The organism is Pedobacter sp. Leaf194 (genome assembly GCF_001423945.1).
Taxonomy (GTDB): Bacteria; Bacteroidota; Bacteroidia; order Sphingobacteriales; family Sphingobacteriaceae; genus Pedobacter.
Genome location: NZ_LMPU01000009.1, coordinates 513,570 through 533,499, shown reverse-complemented (window position 1 = coordinate 533,499; position 19,930 = coordinate 513,570). Strand labels below are relative to the sequence as shown.

At 40.1% G+C, this 19,930-nt stretch carries 11 protein-coding genes; 5 read left to right on the top strand and 6 right to left on the bottom strand.

Annotation, left to right across the window (positions count from 1 at the left end; all coding sequences use genetic code 11):
- Positions 1-3: 3 nt before the first annotated feature.
- Entirely contained in the window at positions 4-2,943 is a 2,940-nt protein-coding gene (locus ASG14_RS12705) for a SusC/RagA family TonB-linked outer membrane protein (protein ID WP_235528580.1), read from the bottom strand.
- 682 nt (positions 2,944-3,625) lie between these two features.
- On the opposite strand from ASG14_RS12705, the gene ASG14_RS12700 reads away from it, so the two are divergent.
- A complete protein-coding gene (locus tag ASG14_RS12700) occupies positions 3,626-5,239 on the top strand; it encodes a DUF6377 domain-containing protein (protein WP_056871416.1) in 1,614 nt (537 codons plus the stop codon).
- 29 nt (positions 5,240-5,268) lie between these two features.
- Here the strand turns inward: ASG14_RS12700 and ASG14_RS12695 are convergent, their stop codons facing one another.
- From ASG14_RS12695 to ASG14_RS12685, 3 genes are read right to left on the bottom strand one after another with little or no spacing between them, the layout of a single operon-like run.
- On the bottom strand, positions 5,269-6,252 hold the full coding sequence (locus ASG14_RS12695; protein WP_056871415.1) for an acyltransferase: 984 nt from the start codon (positions 6,250-6,252) through the stop codon (positions 5,269-5,271).
- Positions 6,253-6,271: 19 nt separating this feature from the next.
- On the bottom strand, positions 6,272-6,631 hold the full coding sequence (locus ASG14_RS12690; RefSeq protein WP_056871414.1) for a hypothetical protein: 360 nt from the start codon (positions 6,629-6,631) through the stop codon (positions 6,272-6,274).
- Between the two features lie 6 nt (positions 6,632-6,637).
- Positions 6,638-9,067, bottom strand: a complete 2,430-nt coding sequence (locus ASG14_RS12685) for a penicillin acylase family protein (protein WP_056871413.1) — start codon at positions 9,065-9,067, stop codon at positions 6,638-6,640.
- Positions 9,068-9,259: 192 nt separating this feature from the next.
- Here ASG14_RS12685 and ASG14_RS12680 point away from each other — a divergent pair, with 192 nt between their 5' ends.
- The 4 genes from ASG14_RS12680 (at position 9,260) to ASG14_RS12665 (ending at position 17,151) form a co-directional block, all read left to right on the top strand.
- Positions 9,260-12,145, top strand: a complete 2,886-nt coding sequence (locus ASG14_RS12680) for a TonB-dependent receptor (protein ID WP_056871412.1) — start codon at positions 9,260-9,262, stop codon at positions 12,143-12,145.
- 153 nt (positions 12,146-12,298) lie between these two features.
- Positions 12,299-14,761 carry a glycoside hydrolase family 31 protein gene (locus tag ASG14_RS12675; protein ID WP_056871411.1) on the top strand — a complete coding sequence of 821 codons (2,463 nt, stop codon included), beginning with the start codon at positions 12,299-12,301 and terminating at the stop codon, positions 14,759-14,761.
- Between the two features lie 64 nt (positions 14,762-14,825).
- Positions 14,826-16,808 carry a 1,4-alpha-glucan branching protein GlgB gene (glgB, locus tag ASG14_RS12670; protein ID WP_082491539.1) on the top strand — a complete coding sequence of 661 codons (1,983 nt, stop codon included), beginning with the start codon at positions 14,826-14,828 and terminating at the stop codon, positions 16,806-16,808.
- 163 nt (positions 16,809-16,971) lie between these two features.
- Positions 16,972-17,151 carry a hypothetical protein gene (locus ASG14_RS12665; protein ID WP_056871410.1) on the top strand — a complete coding sequence of 60 codons (180 nt, stop codon included), beginning with the start codon at positions 16,972-16,974 and terminating at the stop codon, positions 17,149-17,151.
- Between the two features lie 125 nt (positions 17,152-17,276).
- Here ASG14_RS12665 and ASG14_RS12660 read toward each other — a convergent pair whose 3' ends face one another.
- Both ASG14_RS12660 and ASG14_RS12655 read right to left on the bottom strand, forming a co-directional pair.
- Positions 17,277-17,510, bottom strand: coding sequence for a hypothetical protein (locus ASG14_RS12660; RefSeq protein ID WP_157274917.1), 234 nt, complete (start codon positions 17,508-17,510; stop codon positions 17,277-17,279).
- An 80-nt stretch (positions 17,511-17,590) separates the two neighbouring features.
- Positions 17,591-19,777: a TonB-dependent receptor domain-containing protein gene (locus tag ASG14_RS12655; protein ID WP_056871408.1), complete on the bottom strand. Its 2,187-nt coding sequence runs from the start codon at positions 19,775-19,777 to the stop codon at positions 17,591-17,593.
- Between the last annotated feature and the right edge of the window lie 153 nt (positions 19,778-19,930).

Below are 19,930 nucleotides of genomic sequence, written 5' to 3'. Positions count from 1 at the left end.
GCTTTAAAAAGTTGCCTGTAAACCAAAGATGAGCTGTAGCGTTGAAGGATAGTAATTAAGTGACGTATTCACACCGGGAGTAAGCCCATTTACCTGAACCCATTCAGGGTCGCCACCTGTAAATTTGGTAAAGGTGTGAAGATTCCTACCTGCAGCATAAACCCGAACAGATTTTAAATATTTTGTTGTTAACGGTTGTCTGTAGCCAAGTGATACATTATCAATTTTTAAGAAAGAGCCGTTTTCAAGAAAATAATCAGAAGCGATGGAAGTTGTTGCATTGCTCTTAAGAAGGGAATATTTGCTTGAGCTGTCGTAAGCCGATTTTAGCACGTTTGCATCGCTCTGACTTGAGGGTGTGCCAATATAAAACGCACTTGTGTTGAAGATTTTGAAGCCAAAAGTACCTCGGATAAAAATCCCTAAATCAAAACGTTTATACCTGAAGTTGTTGCCAAGTGAACCGGTAAACTTTGGTAAGCCATTGCCTACAAATTGTTTATCATCATTCGACGCTAAATTTGCCTGAACAATTGAGCCGTCTGCTTTGTAAACAAGAAGAGCGCCTGCATCGTTCACGCCTGCAGAGCGAAGCGTATAAAATTCCCCGATACTGTGGCCTTCCTGAATCCGCTGGATATTTCCTGGCGAACCCGGAGCCGGAAGTCCGGCCACATCCTGGAAAGTACCCCCTTTGTAGATTTCATTTGAAAAGGAAATAAATTTATTGCGGTTGTAAGCGAAAGTAAGATTTGCGCTATAGCTAAAGTCTGTAGCTTTCACAATCTCGCCGGTCAGGGCCAGTTCAAGGCCATAATTTTTCATAGTTCCAACGTTGGTAAATGTCGTTGATTGTGTATTTGGAGGAACCGGAACCGTATAAGAACCTAGTAAATCTTTATTGGTTCTAATGTAATAATCTAACGAGCCACTAAGGCGGTTGTTAAATAATGAAAAGTCTACACCGACGTTAAAGTTTTCAGATTTTTCCCAGCTTAAGTCTGGATTTACATTTGATGATGGTCCGTACACCTGATAATATTGTCCATTATACGGGAAGTATCCGGCGCCACCGTACAATAATAGCGAAAGGTAATTTCCAAAATCCTGATTACCGGTAATGCCATAATCTGCACGAAGTTTTAAGTCGCTAATCCAAGGCACAGATTTTTTAAAGAATTCCTCATCAGAAATCCGCCATGCGGCAGAAACTGCAGGAAAATTTCCCCATTTATTGTTGGCTCCAAACTTTGAAGAACCTTCACGCCTCAAGCTGGCTGTTAAAATGTATTTGTTGTCGAAATCATAGTTTACCCGCCCAAAAAAGGAAATTAATGTAGAGCCATTTTGTGTTGAGGCAACGGCAGATTGCCCTTGACCGGCGGCGCCACCATTGTACAAGCCAGAGCCCAGGTTATTCCACAGATAAGTATCAAAAGGCAAATCGTAATTCTGGGCATAAAACCGCTTGTAATTGTAAAGGGAATACGAATAACCACCCAAAAGCTTAACGTGGTTTTTGCCTACAGCCGCTGAGTAATTGCTAGTCCATTCAATGTTTTTCTGGTCATTTTCCTGTTGCTCCTGCGAGGCAAAGTTGGTTTGGGTAATTTTATTGGCCTGTACAACTGATGACAATGTTGAGGGTTGGAAATATAGGTTTTTCGCTGAACGGCTAATCTCGGAAATGGTTACGGTTGTACTTAAATTCGAGAGAATGTTCATTTTCAACGAGCCGTTAATGTCCAACTCTTTAATTTCAGCTTCGGATTTTAACACATTTGCATTTTCTACCGGGTTATTAGAAAAGAATCCGGTGTTGATGTAGTTGTATTTACCGGCGTTATTAAAAATCGGATAAGTTGGATTAAGTGTCAGTGCGTTGTTAAAGTTTCCCTGGTCAGAGTTGTTGCTACGCATAAACCGTGGCGCTGCTGTCAACGTTGCTACAAACATGTTGTTATCTGTCGCGTGGTTTATCGATAATCTGGCACCATATTCGGTTTTGTGTGCACGTAAATCTATCCCATCTGCATCGCGGTAATCGCCAGATGCGAAATAGTTTGTTTTAGCCGAACCGCCAGAGAATTGAACTGTATGTTTTTGCGCAAACGCCGGCGAATTGGTAACGGCATCGAGCCAATCGGTTCTGCCCTTGTAATCCTGGCCTTGCTTGTTTGCCACTCTATTGGCAATAAATTCATCTGTTGTTAAATTTTTGAGTGCATTTGTGATGTAATCAAAACTGGCATAACCATCATAGAACATTTGAGATTGTGAACTGCCTTTCTTTGTTGTAATGATAATTACACCGTTACTTCCTCTGGTGCCATAAATTGCAGAGGCAGCACCACCCTTCAGAACATCGATACTTTCAATATCATTCTGATTGATGTTATCGATATTTCCGCCGGGAACGCCATTAATTACATAAAGCGGGCCTAAACCAGCACTCCTTGATGATACGCCCCTAAGTTGTATGCTCGGACTCGAATTCGGGTCGGCCATTGCGGTATTTGTAATGTTCAAACCTGCAACTTTTCCTTGTAAGGACATTAATGGGTTATTTGCCGCAACAGGCAGTAAATCTTTAGAAGAAATGTGCGTAATTGCACTCGAAACCTCACGCTTGTCTATCGTTCCGTAGCCTACACTAACCACAACAACATCTTGCAGGGTATTTGAGCTTGAACTCATAACAACGTTAATGGTGTTGGCGTTTGTTACAGGCAATGTTTTTGGCTGATAGCCGATGTAAGAAAACGTAATTGTTTTTGCGTTTGCCGGGATAGACAAGGTGTATTTTCCCTGCGCATTGGTGGATGTACTCGATGATTTGGCATTATCTGCTACCGTAACACCTGATAACGGTGAGCCATCTGCCACATCGGTTACGGTTCCGGAGATAACTTTGGTTTGCGCTTTTGCAGAAAAAGTTGCCATACAAAGAAGTGAGCAAAAGCCCAGTAATAGTAAAAAATTCCTGTACATATAAATATTTTAAGTAGTTCTTGTTCGTTGAATTAGTTTTAGGGAGCCGCATTGAAAAAGAAAATCGTTTAATGCGAACTGGCCTGTTAAGGTGGTTTTCTTCTGCTCATAATGATTCAGATTTATTGATAAATTAAGCGACTAAAAGGTTTTACTAAATTGACGCCGATGATAATTTTATCAATGGTTTTTCTATTTGGTTAAATGTTTTACGATTAGCCTGATGGCCTTTGGATATCGAATCATCTAATTTATCATTGCTTTTGCTGTAAAAGCATTGCTTTAATGCATGAGAAAGAAATGTATAATAAAAAAATACGTTTTATAAATTTAAATACTTAAAAATCAACGTATTGTAAATGGATGTACTTCGTAAAATATAAAACATTTCGCAACCAAATCCTCTAATAGCACTTAAGATTGAAGCTTTTTTAGCAGGCTTTTCCTAGCCTGACTATATCAAGTAATCCAGGTGTCGGGATTTTTTGTTTCCAGGATGGTGTTGAAGTTTTCTTTTTATGAGTAATTATCTACCAAACTGAATTTCTGCGTGTAACATTTTATCCTAAAAATGGTAATCAACATTTTTTGATGTGTAAATAATATTATTTTTGGTTCTACCTATCTACCAAAAATGAAATGTTTGCTTCTTTACTGTTTTCTGTTTTTTATTTCCTTAAATCTGTATTCAAGTTCCAGAAAAGATAGCCTTTTAGCAGAGTTGAAGCGTGAGATTCAGAACAAGGATGTTTATGATAAAAAAAAGCTTCACAGAATTGAGTTGATTAAGCTCGCCTTACAAGAGAAAAAAAATAGCCAGTTTAATACTTTGCTACAACTTTTTGATGAATACGAATATTACAAATTTGATTCGGCCTATTATTACGGTAAAAAACTCTTGTTCGAAGCAGGCAGAATTAGCGACAAAAAGAAGGTTAATGAAAGCAAGGTTAAGCTTGCATCGCTGTTATTACATGCAGGTATGTTTAAAGAAACTTTTGATTACCTGAAAGAAATCAACTCTGATGTGCTGGATAAAAAATATAAATACGATTATTATTGTTTAAAGTCTGGCGCATATTCTAACCTGGCCATTTATAATGATGACCCCAACTTTACCCGTCCATATAATCAAAAGGCGGTAGAATTTTTAGATTCTGCAATTGCGCAATGTGCGCCAAACTCTTTCGAGCTACTTTTCACATCGGGCAACAGGCAGGTGGTGGCCGGCGATGTGAACAAATCGCCTTTGGTTTTTCTCCAAATCCTGAAAAAATTCAAGTTAACCGCACACCAAAGGGCAAGGTTATTAACTGCCCTTGCTGCTTTTTATCAAAATGAAAAACAAGATGATCAACGCGTATCGCTCTTAGCCGAATCTGCCATTTGGGATATCAAATCTTCTACAAGGGAAACACTGGCAACACTTTTACTTGCAGAAGATTTATTTAAACATGGCGACTTAGATAACGCTTATATTTTTATAAAAAACTCAAGGGATGATGCCGGCTTCTACGGCAACAGGCTAAGGAAGCTTAAAATTGAATCGATACTGCCGGATATCGCTGCCCAGGTAAATATGGTTGCTCAAAGAGCTAACAATAAACTAATGTTCTATTTTTTAGCTACAGCGCTGGTTACCGTTATCGTTCTATTGGTTTCGTTTGTAATTTTTATTCAGCTGAAAAAACTCAGGGTAAAAGAGCGGATTATCGAAGAGAAAAATAATGAGTTAAAGGTTATTAATGAGCAACTTTTATTCATCAATGATAAACTAAGGGAATATGCTACTGTAAATGAAAAGTACATAGGCTATTTCTTCGATGTAATTTCCGGTTACATTTTAAAACTCGATCGTTTAAAGAAAAACGTTGAGCGAAAAATTCTCGCAAAAAGGTTCAACGAAGTGCTCCCTGCTTTGCATGATATTGATATCAAGAAAGAACGCGAAATTTTATTCAATACGTTTGATAGTGTGTTCATTAGCATCTTTCCGAATTTTGTCGAAGTTTTTAACTCCTTACTAAATCCTGAAGATCAGATTTGGCCGAAAGCACCTGAGCTTTTAAACACCGACCTGAGAATATTTGCGTTGATGAGACTTGGTATAAACGACGTTCAGGCAATTGCAACAATTTTAGAGTATTCTGTTAACACTATTTATGTTTATAAAATGCGCATTAAAGCAAAAGCACTCGTACCCGGCGACGAGTTTGATACCAGAATTATGGCCGTGAAGGCGATTTGAGTTGCTTTGTCGTTTTCTTTTTTAAAATTTTATTGAACAAGTAAGTTACAGCCTCTAATGTCTGCGTTGTCAAACCGGCCTAAAACTTCAAAACTTTTATCAGGGTTAATTCTACCTAAATCCTGGGTAGCAATAAATGAACAGGAATTAACATTGGCTAAATCGATTACGTTAATGCCGCCGGTTTTTCCATCTTCAATCCATGTTAAAGGGTCATTTGTATCTCTTATCATAACCTGCATCCAGTTTGGGCAATTGAAAATGCCATCGCCCAAAGAGTAAGCCTGAGATAAAAGTTCGGTCATGCCGTACTCGCTGTGAATGGCAGTAATTCCAAAACCTTGTGTAAGTTGTTCGTGTAATTCTTCGCGAACCATTTCCCTGCGTTTACCCTTCATACCGCCGGTTTCCATAACAATCAAACCTGGAAATTCCAGCTTGTAGCTTTCGATGAAATCAAGCAAGGCATAGGTAACGCCAATTAAAACGGTTTTTTGCCCTTTCGATTTTAATTCGTTCAGGGTTTCGAAAAGCTCTTGGTGGTTGTATAAAAAATAGCCACTTTGTGGATGTTTACTCTTCTCAATTAAATCGTTAACCATATAAATCAACGACGAACCGGCACGTTGCTGATAGGATGGGAGCAGTGCCAGGAAGCAGTATTCTTCAATATCGCCATAAAACTGCTCAAAAGCCTGGAGATAGCTTTGCTCGTAAAGTTTTACATCAGTAACATGGTGGCTGCTCTGCACCATTCCCGTGGTTCCAGAACTGCTAAAGGTAACCGATACTGGCGCAGCACTGCTTAAAACAGAATGGGTTTTGAAGAAACTTATCGGCAAAAAAGGAATCTCGGAAATGTTTTCGATACCGTTGGCCAGAATACCCAAATGATGGATATATTGTTTGTAAACCAGGCAATTGTTGGCCTGGTGTTTAAAAATACTCAAAGCCAGCGCTTCAAATTCTTTTTCATTGTCGATGGAAAAAATGTTGTCTGCAGTAAAAGTCACCTGGCAAAAGTACGAAGCCTTATGCTATTTTTTCGTCAGTTTTTTTTACAAGCATAGCCATTCGGAACTGATAGCCGCAATAGCCACTTATTCCTGCAGCCAATCCGCTGAGTAAACCGGTTACCAGCAAAAGTATCCACCAGATTTTAACGCCCGTCATAATGGCAACCCTTGCAGCCAGAATATTATCGTTGGGTAAACTTTTAAATAGCGAGTAGCCAATCCAAAGCAAAAATATAGCAAAAAAAGATTGCCAGAAAGCAATTTTTCCGGTTTTGCCGATGATGCCACAAGTTGCGAATGAGATGACGATAATAACCCACCAAGGCGCTACCATCTGTAGCAGGAAACAAATTATCAGTATAACGATGAAGACCATTTTTAGCTATTTAGAAATTTTTAAACGAGAGATTACTTTTCCGGATTTATCATCAGGCGATTGCATATAAAACAAATCGTAAAGTTTGCCGTTCGCCCAGGTATCAACCATGTTATCATAAAATTTACTGCCTGGATTGCCAGATTGGCCACCCGGATAAACCCCATGGCCCTTTGGTATTTTCCCAAGTTCGATAACCATTCGCCAGGATGGACCGTTACTCTCGCTAATTGCATTTATGGTGCTCTTTGCGCCCCCAATTAAAAGAACTTTTGAACCAAAACCTGGTATCTTTGCAAGGTGAGGCACGTTAGTTTGCTTCACATTTGCCCAGTTCCAATCTTTATTAATCGGCCCGAACCTGCGTTCTAAACTATCGCAACTATATTTAAACGCTTCATTAACCAAATCACTTAAGGTTTCTTTGGCTGGTGTTTTTATATTATCAAACCATGGTGCATTTGGCTCTTTTAAAATCATTTCAACTGTACGGTCTCTCGATGGATAACGCATCGGGATGCCATCCACTTCGAACTCATCATTCCAGATGTCAAAACTTAAGCGTTTTGTCCATATTTCGAAAACACTGGCGGCAATTTTGTCTGCATCATATCTTTTATCCCATTTAGATACATAGTTAAAAGCCTCCTTTTGGGTTGCATTTAACTTTTCATTATCAACAAGAGGCATCAATGCCGGCAAAAGATTCTGAGCCATTATGCTATAGTTATCGGTTTGCATCAGGCGAATGCTGTCGGCAGTTGCTTTATTCATTGCTCCAAGCCTATCGTTAATGCGTTTTCCCCGCTCATATGGGGCAAACTCCCAATTTATGTAATATGGATAAGTGGTATCTGTTGAAGATTGATTGGCTGAACTTACAAAACCGCGTGTCGGATTCTTTACCGTAGGATTTTGGTCTGCCGGGATCCAGCCTTGCCAATCATAAGCTGGATCGGTTCCATCCAGTATAAATTTTCCCTGGTCTTTCCATTTTAAAGGAAACTTTCCATTCGGTGTAATTGCGATATCATTATCAACGCTTGCAAAAACAAAATTTTGTGCCGGAGCAGTATAAAAAGTCAATGCTTTTCGGTAATCGTCGTAATTTTTACCTCGGTTCAGGTAATAAAAAGTCATCAGCTCGTTAGATTCATCGTGCGCAATCCACCTTAAAGCATCACCAACAGGAACATTATTTGCCCTGCTGTATTTTGGTTTCTGGAAATAAACCACTGGCCCGTGGTGGGTATAAAATACCGTATCAATTTCATCATTTCCGCCACGGATTTTAATTGTTTCAAGCCTGGTTTTTGTAGGTTTCCAGGCGTTTTTATACCAATATTCTTTGTGCGAATCATCCTTGAACTTTATTTGATAAAAGTCCAGAACATCTGCGGCAACGTTGGTTACGCCCCAGGCAATTTTGCCATTAAAACCGATTATAACGCCAGGTGCGCCAGGGAGGGAAACGCCATAGGTATTTACGCCTGGTGCGTGGAGCTGAATTTGATACCAAATAGAGGGAAGCGTTAAATCAAGGTGCGGGTCATTGGCTAAAATTGGAAAGCCGGATGCCGTTTTACTGCCAGATAGCGCCCAGTTATTGCTTCCTATGCCTTCAACTTTTTCTTTGGTTTTTACCTCGCCCGTTTGTGCCTGGGTAAAAGAAGCTGGCGTTTTCGGTGTTGATAGTGGCGAGAAATTCCATTTTGTCCCAACTGGAATGATCGGATCTTCACGAAAAGGATAATCGGGGAAAAGGCTTTTGGTAACTTCAGGGCCAAATTTCTTCAAAATGTTGGTCATGTAAAATTCATCAGAACCCATGGCCAGTACAGCCGACATTTGCTTTAAAAGAAGCGCACATTTTTTTGGCGACCAATTTTCGGGTTTAAAATCGAGAATTTTATATTCTATTGGATAATTTGCATGAGATAATGTTTTAATGTAGGCGTTAATTCCATCCGTATAAGCAAGTATCATCTCCCTGGCTTTTGGATCAGCCATCATCCCTTTTAATGAACGTTCTGCGCCATAAACCATACCCATTCTACGCTGATAACGGTCTACTTCTATTGCTTTTTCGCCCACAACCTCACTAATTCTTCCAGCGGCAAAACGGGTTTGAAAATCCATTTGCCACAACCTGTGCATGGCGGTAACGTAACCTTGCGCAAGATATAAATCGTGATCATTTTTAGCAAAAATATGAGGAATCATCCGGTCATCAAACACAATTTCAATTTCCTCAAAAGCACCTTTAATTTTTGCTTTATGATTAAAAATAAAATGGTTGTTTTCAGCATTTTGCCAAAAGCCCATAAAAGGATTGAGGAATTTTAACAGGGGAGGCGTACTGCCAATTTTTGTATTTAATAGAAAAGCTAACGCTATAGGGACAATGACACAAAAAAGAGCCTTAATTTTATTCATAGATGGTTAGCTAAAAAAGACAACTTGCATATATTAACTTTTGGAGGATGTTATGCAAATTACAACAAAAAAACCTCAATCAAAATTATTAAATGATTTGGATTATTATGCTAACATAATTTGTTTAATTCAAAAAAAGCATTTAAGTTTAACTAACTAAAAAACACACTAACCAAATTTATTTACTTATTTATGAGCAAAATCTTTACACAGATCTTCTATGTATTTATGCTTGTTTGCGCAACTTGTTTTGCCGTGCAGGCTCAGAACATAACCGTGAGTGGTACGGTAAAAGATAAGCAAACAAAGCAGCCATTAATTGGCGTAACTGTTACGGTAAAAGGTCAATCCGGTGGTACGGCAACAAATGCTAACGGCGCATTCAGCTTTACAACCTCTGCAAAATTGCCCTTCACATTAATGAGTAGTTATGTTGGTTATTCGGCCGTAGAACAGCAAGTAACGGGTTCAGCTACAGGCATAAATGTAGAAATGGAGGCCGCTGCCTTACTTGGTGGCGATGTGGTTGTTTCCGCATCAAGAACACCTGAGCGGATTTTAGAATCGCCTGTTTCCATCGAGCGGATGAGTGCTGCATCCATTAAAGAAATAGCTGCACCTTCTTTTTATGATGCGCTCAACAACATGAAAGGTGTTGAAACGAGCATGCAGAGTTTAACTTTTAAATCTATAAATACCAGGGGTTTCAATTCAAACGGGAACACACGTTTTAATCAGTTTATTGATGGCATGGATAACCAGGCGCCCGGTTTAAACTTTTCGGTAGGCAATATCGTTGGCATTACCGAACTGGATATCGACAACGTTGAATTACTTCCCGGCGCAGCTTCTGCACTCTACGGTGCAGGCGGTATTAACGGTACACTCCTGATGACATCAAAAGACCCTTTCAAATACCCAGGAGCAAGTTTTCAATATAAAACAGGGGTTAACCATGTAAATGATAATAACAGTAGCGTACAGCCTTTTAACCAGTTAGATGTTAGGGTTGCAAAATCATGGAATAATAAATTTGGCGTTAAAGCGGCATTCTCATTCGTACAGGCTAAAGACTGGTTCGGCAACAACTATTCAAACTTCGACAGGGTTGCAAATAGTGTAAAGCCAGGCGATAGAAATTCAGATCCTGGTTATGATGGCGTAAACGTTTATGGCGATGAGGTTAATTCCAATCTCCTGGGCGCAGCAAGGTCTGTACAAGCCGCTTTTCAGGCTTCTTCACCTGCCGGATTTGGTGCTTTTAACAGTTTTATTGGTTCCGGATTAACGTATCCGCAAATTGTTAACCTGGTTAGTACAAACGCAACTTACGCTGCTTTGCGTCCTGCATTGCCATTTTTAGGGGTAATGTATAGTTTGAATAAAAACACAACGCCTAGCCAAACGGTGTCCCGAACAGGATATAACGAAGCAGATTTAGTAGATTACGACACGAAGTCGCTAAAAACTTCAGGTGCACTTTATTATAATTTTACGCCTACAATCCAGGCCATTGCGCAGGCAAACTGGGGTACGGGAACATCGGTTTATACCGGTTCTGATCGTTATTCGCTCCGCAATTTTAGCATTGGTCAATTTAAACTTGAGTTAAAAGGACAGGATTTCTTTGTAAGGGCTTACACTACGCAGGAGCGTTCAGGTGATTCCTATATCTCTTCAATCTTAGGTAGTTATATAAATGAGAAAACAAGTCCGACTGCTGCAGCATGGTTCCCAACCTATACCATTGCTTACTCGGCCGCGAGGGCACAGGGCGCCAGTGATGTAGCGGCACAAGCCGCCGCCAGGTCCGCTGCTGATGCAAACCGGGCGCTTCCGGGCTCGTCTGCCTTTGCCGTAGCAAAAGACCAGATTATGAATACAACCATTAGTGCTACAGACCCAAGCAAAGGTGTTTATGGCGCTAAATTCGACGATAAAACGAACCTGTATCACTATGAAGGCATGTATAACTTTACCAATGCATTCAATAATGTGATTGAATTCCAGGTTGGTGCTTCTTCAAGAAAATACCAGCTAAGATCTGGCGGAACAATCTTTGATGATTTAAATAGAAAAATTGACATTAATGAATACGGCGCTTTTGCGCAGGCGGGTAAGAAATTTGGAGAGATTTTTAAGTTAACTGTTGCCGGCCGGTACGATAAAAGTACCAACTTCGAAGGGCGGTTTACACCGAGGATTACTGGTGTATTCACTGTTGCGAAAAACAATAACATCCGTCTTTCCTTCCAAACAGGTTACCGCAACCCAACCACGCAAAATCAATATATAGATTTATCTGTAGGCGGCGGGGTACAGCGTCTAATTGGCGGCTTACCTGAGTTCCTGACTAAATACGGACTAAACGTTGAGGCTACCAAAGGTTATACGGAAAGCAGTTACAGGTCTTATCTGGGCTCCGTAATTGGCGGTACACCAAGCCCGGCACTGTTACAAAAATATACTTTTGATCCACGCGGCGTTCGTCCGGAAAGTGTTAGATCTTACGAAGTTGGTTACAAAGGTTTGCTTGGTCCGAAGTTGCTAGTTGATGCTTATGGATACTATAATCAATACAAAGATTTTATAACCGCAGTTAATGTTTACCAAAATGTTAATGGAAGTTTTGTAAAATATGGTGTTCCTGTAAATGCAGAAGGAACGGTAAGTTCTTATGGCGCTGCTTTAGGTTTAGATTATTTAATTGGCAAGTACAACCTTAGCGGAAATGTTTCATACAACCAGATTGGCGATTTGCCGGCTAACTACATTAACGATTTTAATACTCCGAAAGTTAGGTACAACCTTGGTTTGGGAAATAAAGAGGTGATTAAAAACTTTGGTTTCAATATTTCTTACCGCTGGCAAGATGAATTTTACTGGAATTCTACTTTCGCTGCGGGCCAGGTACCATCCTACAGCACAGTCGATGCTCAGGTTAGTTTAAGAATTCCATCGGTTCTATCTACCATTAAGCTCGGAGGTTCAAACATTTTAAATAAATATTATTTCACTTCATATGGTAATCCAGAGGCTGGTGCTATTTATTATTTAGGATTTACTTTTAATCCATAAGGATAAAAAATTAACATAAGGCCCTCATTACGTTGAAAAGTAATGGGGGCTTTTTTATGAAATAGTGTCATTCCTTTTATAAAATATTTGTATTATAGTGCTTTCTTAACGAGCTTGTTTTAGAAAATCGAACTAAATTTTGAAATTATTAGGATGGAAGAGCAAAACGATAAGCCGAGCCCGGCTAGTGAGCTGATTGAGAAAGAGCAGGAGATACAACATTTAAATAATCCTGTAGATATATCTGTTAAACCAATTGTTAAACAATATCTTGGTGCAGTAACAAAAGTTAAAAAAGAAGGCAACAGGTTTTACTTCTCAGATGGCGATGCAAGAGTTGAGATTCGGGTGGTTAGCGATGATATTATTCGCGTTCGCCTGGCGCCGCACGGTGTTTTTCTTGATGACTTTTCATACGCAGTACCGGAGGTTGATCAGAAGGTTTCGGTGTTTAAAATGCAGGAACACGAAGATAGCTACACCGTTTCTACCCATGCAGTAACCTGTAAAATCGACAAATCGAACTTCCATATTTCTTTTTCTGATAACATTACAGGTACGGTAATGGTTGATGAGGCAAATTCTATGCACTGGGAAGAAAATACCGATTTTGGTGGCTATTACATCTTCGCAACAAAAAAATGCCACCCCGAAGAAAATTTCTTTGGCCTTGGCGATAAGTCGGGCAACTTCAACTTACGCGGGCGCAGGTTTCAAAACTGGAACACCGATGCCTACTCTTTTGGATGGAACCAGGACCCATTATACCGAACCATACCATTTTACATCGGCCTGCATAACCAATCTGCCTATGGAATTTTCTTTGATAACACATTCAAATCGTATTTTGATTTTGGTGCAGAAGATGTAAGCAAAACCAGTTTCTGGTCTGATGGTGGCGAATTGCAATATTATTACATCCACGGTCCGCACATGATGGATGTTGTTAAACGTTATGCGAGTTTAACCGGCACACACCCAATGCCACCAAAATGGACTTTGGGCTATCAGCAATGCCGTTGGAGTTATTATCCGGAATCAAAAGTTAAGGAAATAGCAAAACAATTCCGTGAGCGGAGTATTCCATGCGATGCCATTTACCTGGATATCGATTACATGGACGGTTACCGATGCTTTACCTGGAATAAAAAGTATTTTCCAGATCCGAGAAGGATGATAAAAGAGCTTTCTGACGATGGTTTTAAAACCGTGGTGATGATTGACCCGGGGATTAAGGTTGACGACGATTATTGGGTTTTCAAAGAAGGTAAAGAGAAGCGGTTTTTTTGTCGCCGGAGTGATGACTATTATATGGAAGGGCATGTGTGGCCAGGACGTTGCCAGTTTCCTGATTTTACAAACCCAAAAGTTCGAACCTGGTGGGGCAACTTATACAAAGAACTGGTAGATATGGGCGTTGCAGGCTTTTGGAATGATATGAACGAACCGGCTGTTTTTGGTTCGGGTACATTTCCAAACGATGTACGCCATAATTATGATGGTTTCCGCGGTTCGCACCGCAAAGCACACAATGTTTATGGGATGCAAATGGTGCGCTCTACTTACGAGGGCTTAAAGAAACTGATGCGCAATAAAAGGCCGTTTACAATTACCAGGGCCGGTTATTCGGGTATGCAACGTTACGCAAGTGTGTGGACAGGCGATAACCTCGCAAGTTGGGAACATTTAAAAATGGGCAACATCCAATGCCAGCGATTGTCGGTTTCCGGAGTTCCTTTCTGTGGCACTGATATTGGAGGCTTTAGTGGCGAACCTGATGGCGAATTGTTTACCAGATGGATTCAGTTGGGTACTTTTTCGCCATTTATGCGGGCGCATTCAGCAGGAGATACCGCAGAGCGGGAGCCATGGAGTTTCGGCGAATTCTTTGAGAATATTAACCGTAAATTTATCGAGTTAAGGTACCGCCTGATGCCTTATTTATATTCTGTTTTTTGGGAACATCACCGTTACGGTTTTCCAATTTTGCGGCCATTGGTTATGCTCGAGCAGGAAAAAATCAGCAACAGTTTCCGTCAAGATGAATTTTGCTATGGCGATAAATTACTAATCTGCCCGGTTTTAGAACAGGGAGCAGTTTCGAGGAAAGTCTATCTCCCAAAAGGAACCTGGTATAATTTCTGGACAAACGAAGTTTTATCTGGTGAGAGCGAACATCTCATAGAAGCTAAAATCGATAGCATGCCAATGTTTGTGAGAGCAGGGTCGGTAATTCCGGAGTATCCGGTTATGCAGTATGTAGATGAAAAGGCGATAACAGAGGTAATGCTGAACATTTATTACAGCGATTACGAAGTTAACTCGTTCATGTACGAAGACCATGGCGATACATTCGCTTACGAGCAAGACATTTACCTGGAGAAAAAATTTACCGTGAAAGGTGACGCCTCGACGTTGAAAATCGGTCAGGTAACGGAAGGCCTTTATACGCCAAACTACGAATTTTACGCTTGCAACATTTTCGGCGTTAATTTTCAGGTTAAAAAGATTGTGGTTGATGGCAGGGAAGTTTCCGAGTTTTATACCGATGAAAAAGGTTCGCCACATTTTAAATGCAATAAGAATTTTTCTGATATACAGATTCTTAGTCTGTAATACTTTAACCCCGAAAACTTTCAAACTGTTTTCGGGGTTTTCAAACATCTAACTGAAATTTACGATGTCAGCAGTAAAAAAAGTACCTGCAAAATCTCCGGCGAAAAAACCGGTGCAAGCAGCAGTAATAATCGATAAGACTTTGGCGGTATGGCCGCATAGTTTGTACACCGATTATGATATCGATTTATTTCTTGTGGGCAAACATTTTCGTTTATACGAGAAAATGGGCGCTCACCTTATCACACTCGAGCAAACCCCGGGCGTATATTTCTCTGTTTGGGCGCCAAATGCAACCAGTGTTGGTGTAGTTGGCGATTTTAACGATTGGAATCGAAACCATCATCCTTTGAATAAAAGATGGGATAAATCTGGTATCTGGGAAGGATTTATTCCTGGCTTACAGAAAGGTGATGTTTACAAGTACGTTGTAAAAGGCTTTGATAAATCTGAACACTTAAAGGGAGACCCTTACGCAGTTAGGTGGGAACATCCGCCTCAAACTGCAAGTATTGTTTGGGATACTGACTACAGCTGGAAAGATAAGGGTTGGTTATCCAAACGGCCAAAAATCAATGCCCTGGATCAGCCAATTTCTGTTTACGAGTTACATTTAGGTTCGTGGCAACGCGACCCGGGCAACCCCGAACGGGTCTTGAATTGCAGGGAAGTGGCAAATGCATTAGTGCCTTATGTTGTCGAAATGGGTTTTACACACATAGAACTGATGCCGGTGATGGAGTTTCCTTTTTTCCCGAGTTGGGGTTATCAGATTACAGGTTATTTTGGAGCGAGTTCAAGATATGGCAGTCCTCAGGACTTGATGTACCTTATCGATGAACTCCACAAAGCCAAAATTGCAGTCATTCTGGATTGGGTTCCATCACATTTTCCGGGCGACAGGCATGGTTTATATGAATTTGATGGCACGCATTTGTACGAACACGCCGATATGCGCAAGGGTTTTCATCCCGATTGGAAATCTTATATTTTTAACTATGACCGGAATGAAGTGCGTTCATTTTTGATTAGTAACGCACTTTTCTGGCTGGATAAATATCATGCCGATGGCCTAAGGGTTGATGCGGTGGCTTCAATGCTTTATTTTAATTTCTCGCGGGAAGATGGCGATGCCGCAACCAACGAGCACGGTGGTAGTGAGAATTTAGGCGCCATCCAGTTTCTGCAGGATTTAAACGTTGCTGTTTATGGTAATTTCGATGGTGTACACACCATTGCAGAAGAAAGCAGCACCTATCCGGGCGTTACCCATCCGGTTCATACCGGGGGTTTAGGTTTCGGTATGAAATGGATGATGGGTTGGATGAACGACACCCTCAAATATTTTAAGGTAGACCCATTGGGCAGAAAGCACTATCAAAATCAACTCAGTTTTAGCATGACCTATGCCTTTACCGAAAACTTCATGCTGCCTTTTTCGCATGATGAGGTGGTGCATGGGAAATCGCCGATGTTGTATAAAATGCCCGGCGATGAATGGCAGAAATTTGCAAACCTGCGGGCGCTCTACGGCTATATGTATACGCACCCGGGCGCAAAATTGTTGTTTATGGGTAACGAATTTGGGGATACAAATGAGTGGAATTTTACGCAGTCACTGGATTGGCATTTACTTCAATATCCTCCCCATAAGGGCATGCAGGAAACCGTTAAGGCATTAAACTTTTTATATAAGAAGGAACCTGCTCTCTATCATTTCAATTTTAGCTATGAAGGTTTTGAATGGATTGATGCCGATAATAGTGATGAATCAGTGTTTGTGTATATGCGTAAAGGCCCAAAGCCGAAAGACACATTAATTATAGCCCTGAATTTTACGCCGGTTGTTAGGGAGAGTTACAAAATAGGTGTTCCGTTCAAAACTAAATGGAAAGAGCTTTTTAACTCAGATGATATTGTTTATTATGGAAGCGGAATTAATAACCGGGGCGAAATAATTCCAGGTTTGGAGCCGTATAACAATCAGAAATATTCCATCACCATAACTTTACCGCCACTGGCAGTTGTTATTTTTAAAAGCAAGTAAATAATGTTTTTCAAAAAAAAATCCCGCAAATGAGCGGGATTTTTTTTTAATGCGCTGACTTAAGCTGTGCGTTGCAAGGAAAACAGATAGCTGCCACTCAATGGGTGAAAAAACAAAAACCTTCAATCACATCTTTATGTTGTATTAATAAAAACTTGTAATTATGAATACAGATCCAAAAAACGAGCAGGAACGAGAAGATAATAAAGGTCAGGCTACCGAAAGTCCGAATGAGCAAAAAAATGTTGATGACAACGAAGTGCAACGCGGATTGACTGGCGAAATTGATGATGAAGAGAACGTAGGCGGGGACCTAGCAGGAAATGCTAGTGGTAATACATAATGGCCATTTGGTCGTCTTTTCCCATCAGCCTGCTTCAGAAATTAAAATGCAGGAAACAAAAAAAGGTAGCCAATTGCTACCTTTTTTTTTGTTTAGAATCTGTGCCTTAAAATGCCGACTGATGGTTACTGATCATCTTCGTCGTCGCTAAATTCCTCATTTAACAACGTTCCTTCTCCGTCAGCATATTCAACCTCGTCTTCCGAATACTCGGCGTCCTCTGTCACTTCATCTTCATCATCAGGATCGGGATTAATACCTTCTGATTCTGGTTGAAAGTTATCCTGCGGGCCTGAACGCTCCACTTGAAATTGCTCAACATTTGGGATTTCTTCCTCTGTTGATGTATTGTCTGGCATTAAATTGTTATTTTCCATAGCTAAGTGATTTAGGTAAACTTCATTTATAACAGGATAAAATGGAATTAGGTTTTCGGTTTTTACAATTTCAGTTTTATACCTCCGTTAAAAGTTCTGCCTTCCGTGTGTGTCCAAATATCATCGAAAGTGGGATTCGTATGTTCGCCATTAACAACACTTTTGTATTTACTTTGCCTGGTATCTGTAAAGTTTTCAGCATTTATAAAAATCGATATTTTGCCAAAAACCTTTTCTGCCATAAACCCAAATTCCCAGTAAGAAGGCGTTTGGAAATTGTTGTAGAGATATTGCCTGTCGGTGAAATAGCCCTCAAGGCCAAATTTGAAGATTCGCTCTTTCTCATACAAAAGCGCCAGGTTTAACCGGTTTTTGGGTAGGAGGCGAATATCTTCTATAACCGGCAGGTATTTTGCTTTAGCATTGGTGTATGTATAACCCGCGAATAACTTAAAATATTCCTTAAATATAATTTTTGCATTGCTCTCCATGCCGAGGCTGTTCACCGGCGAAGTGGTGTTTGCAAAGTAGAAACGGGCTTCTGCATCCTGTAAAAGTATGGTTGAATTGCTGATTCTCGTATAGAAAAACATTTGATTCAGGCTTATTAGCCAGTCGTCGCCAATACTCGTTCTATAGTTAACATCTGCCGTACCGCCATAACTCTTTTCAGAGGAAACATTGTTTAATGGCAATAGTCGCTGATACTGAAAAGTTTCAGTTTGTTCAGTAAAAAGCGTTGGTGTTTTGTAACCTAATCCGCCACCAATTCTCGAACTCCAGTTATCGTTAAATTTATACAAAGCAGAAACTCGTGGAAGAACGAAAAAATCTGTTTTGTTGTACAAACGATTGTAATAATGTGTTAAATCTGCTCTGATACCACTTTCCAGCTTCAGCTTTTCTGAAGCATCCCAGGTTTGTTGAAAGTAAATGCCGGCGGTTTTTGTGTTAAAATCTCTGGATTCTTTATTAACATCATCCTCCCTGAAATTATCATAAACAAGATTGGCTCCGAATATCAAACTTTGTTTTTTCAAAGTTTTCAGGTAACTAATATCTGTGTAAACGTTGTAATTTGTGCCCTTGAAACTATAGTTCGGCACATCGATACTCCTCTTAAAATAATTAAAGCTCGATTTAATACGAAACAAATCCCGCTCACCCGATTTTAAACTTAAATCAACCGTTGAGGTGTTTCTTGTGGTTTTGTTGGTCTCGAAGTAAGTGTGGTTTACATCAGCGCCGTCTTTAATCAGAAAAATGTCGCCACCAGTTCTTTGGCTTTGTGTAAATGCGTTTCCAATAACGAGCGTTGTCTTCTCATCCGGATAAATAAATATTTTTGGGTGAATGGTGAAATCCCTTGATTTTGCCAATTCTGTAAAGTCATCTTTATCTACGTCATAAGGCTTTTGAAAGTTAGTTAAGGCGAGTAAACTGTAGCCAATTTTTTCGTTGCGTTTCATTGCAAAACCTCCAATATTTGTTTGGCCTACGTTAGATTGATTTACAATAAAATTGTAATCGCCTTGCGTTCTTGGGGTTCTGGAAATAAAATTTACAACACCGGCGATTGCGCCTGCTCCGTAAAGTGTAGATGCAGGGCCTTTAATAATCTCTACCTGAGCCAAATCTAATGGTGGAATCTCTAGAATGCTTAATCCATTAGCGAAATTACCAAAGCTTGCATAGCCGTCTTTTAAGAGCTGGGTGTAACGCCCATCCAAACCTTGTATTCTAATACTCGCATTGCCGCTGGTAGCAGAGGTTTGTTGAACCGAAATGCCGGTGCTCTCATGCAAAATCATGGAAACATTAGCAGGCCGCATGTTACTTTTTTCGTCAATTTCTTCCAATTCAATCGTTTCTACCCTTGTTGGGGTATTTTGAATGGATCTGCTCGTCCTGGTCGACGAAATGATAACTTCTTCAAGTTCTTCCTCCGTTGGATCCAAAAAAATCTCTAAAGGATTAGCCTGGTCTGCAGGAAAATTAACAAGCACCTGTTTTTGCTGAAACCCGACATGATTAATTTTTATGGTTTGCTTTCCTGCCGGCACATTGCTTAGTTGGGCAAGTCCGCTTTCGTTTGATATACTGGTTATTTTATGGGCAGCAATGCTTACTGTTGCACCCTCTACAGGTGATTTCTGGACTGCAGATTTAATTAAAATTTTGAAATCGCTTTGTGCGTAAGCGCTTGTTGCACAAAAAAATATGCACAACAATAAAAATATTTTTTGCATTAAAATTATTTTTAATTGAATGAAAATACTGGATTAACTTTTATTATCCGAAGAGGTAGACATTCATTTTTGGCGGTTGCCAGATGGTATTTGAAAACCCTGAAACAAAAAAGTTTAAGTATTGTGCTTCATTTTGAACTGCGCTTTCTAATC

What these genes read in the sequence shown, in the direction of transcription:
- ASG14_RS12680 (WP_056871412.1), top strand. Translation starts at nt 9,260, where the DNA reads ATGAGCAAAATCTTTACACAGATCTTCTATGTATTTATGCTTGTTTGC.
- ASG14_RS12700 (WP_056871416.1), top strand. Translation starts at nt 3,626, where the DNA reads ATGAAATGTTTGCTTCTTTACTGTTTTCTGTTTTTTATTTCCTTAAAT.
- glgB (WP_082491539.1), top strand. Translation starts at nt 14,826, where the DNA reads ATGTCAGCAGTAAAAAAAGTACCTGCAAAATCTCCGGCGAAAAAACCG.
- ASG14_RS12685 (WP_056871413.1), bottom strand. Translation starts at nt 9,067, where the DNA reads ATGAATAAAATTAAGGCTCTTTTTTGTGTCATTGTCCCTATAGCGTTA.
- ASG14_RS12665 (WP_056871410.1), top strand. Translation starts at nt 16,972, where the DNA reads ATGAATACAGATCCAAAAAACGAGCAGGAACGAGAAGATAATAAAGGT.
- ASG14_RS12705 (WP_235528580.1), bottom strand. Translation starts at nt 2,943, where the DNA reads ATGGCAACTTTTTCTGCAAAAGCGCAAACCAAAGTTATCTCCGGAACC.
- ASG14_RS12660 (WP_157274917.1), bottom strand. Translation starts at nt 17,510, where the DNA reads ATGCCAGACAATACATCAACAGAGGAAGAAATCCCAAATGTTGAGCAA.
- ASG14_RS12675 (WP_056871411.1), top strand. Translation starts at nt 12,299, where the DNA reads ATGGAAGAGCAAAACGATAAGCCGAGCCCGGCTAGTGAGCTGATTGAG.
- ASG14_RS12655 (WP_056871408.1), bottom strand. Translation starts at nt 19,777, where the DNA reads ATGCAAAAAATATTTTTATTGTTGTGCATATTTTTTTGTGCAACAAGC.
- ASG14_RS12690 (WP_056871414.1), bottom strand. Translation starts at nt 6,631, where the DNA reads ATGGTCTTCATCGTTATACTGATAATTTGTTTCCTGCTACAGATGGTA.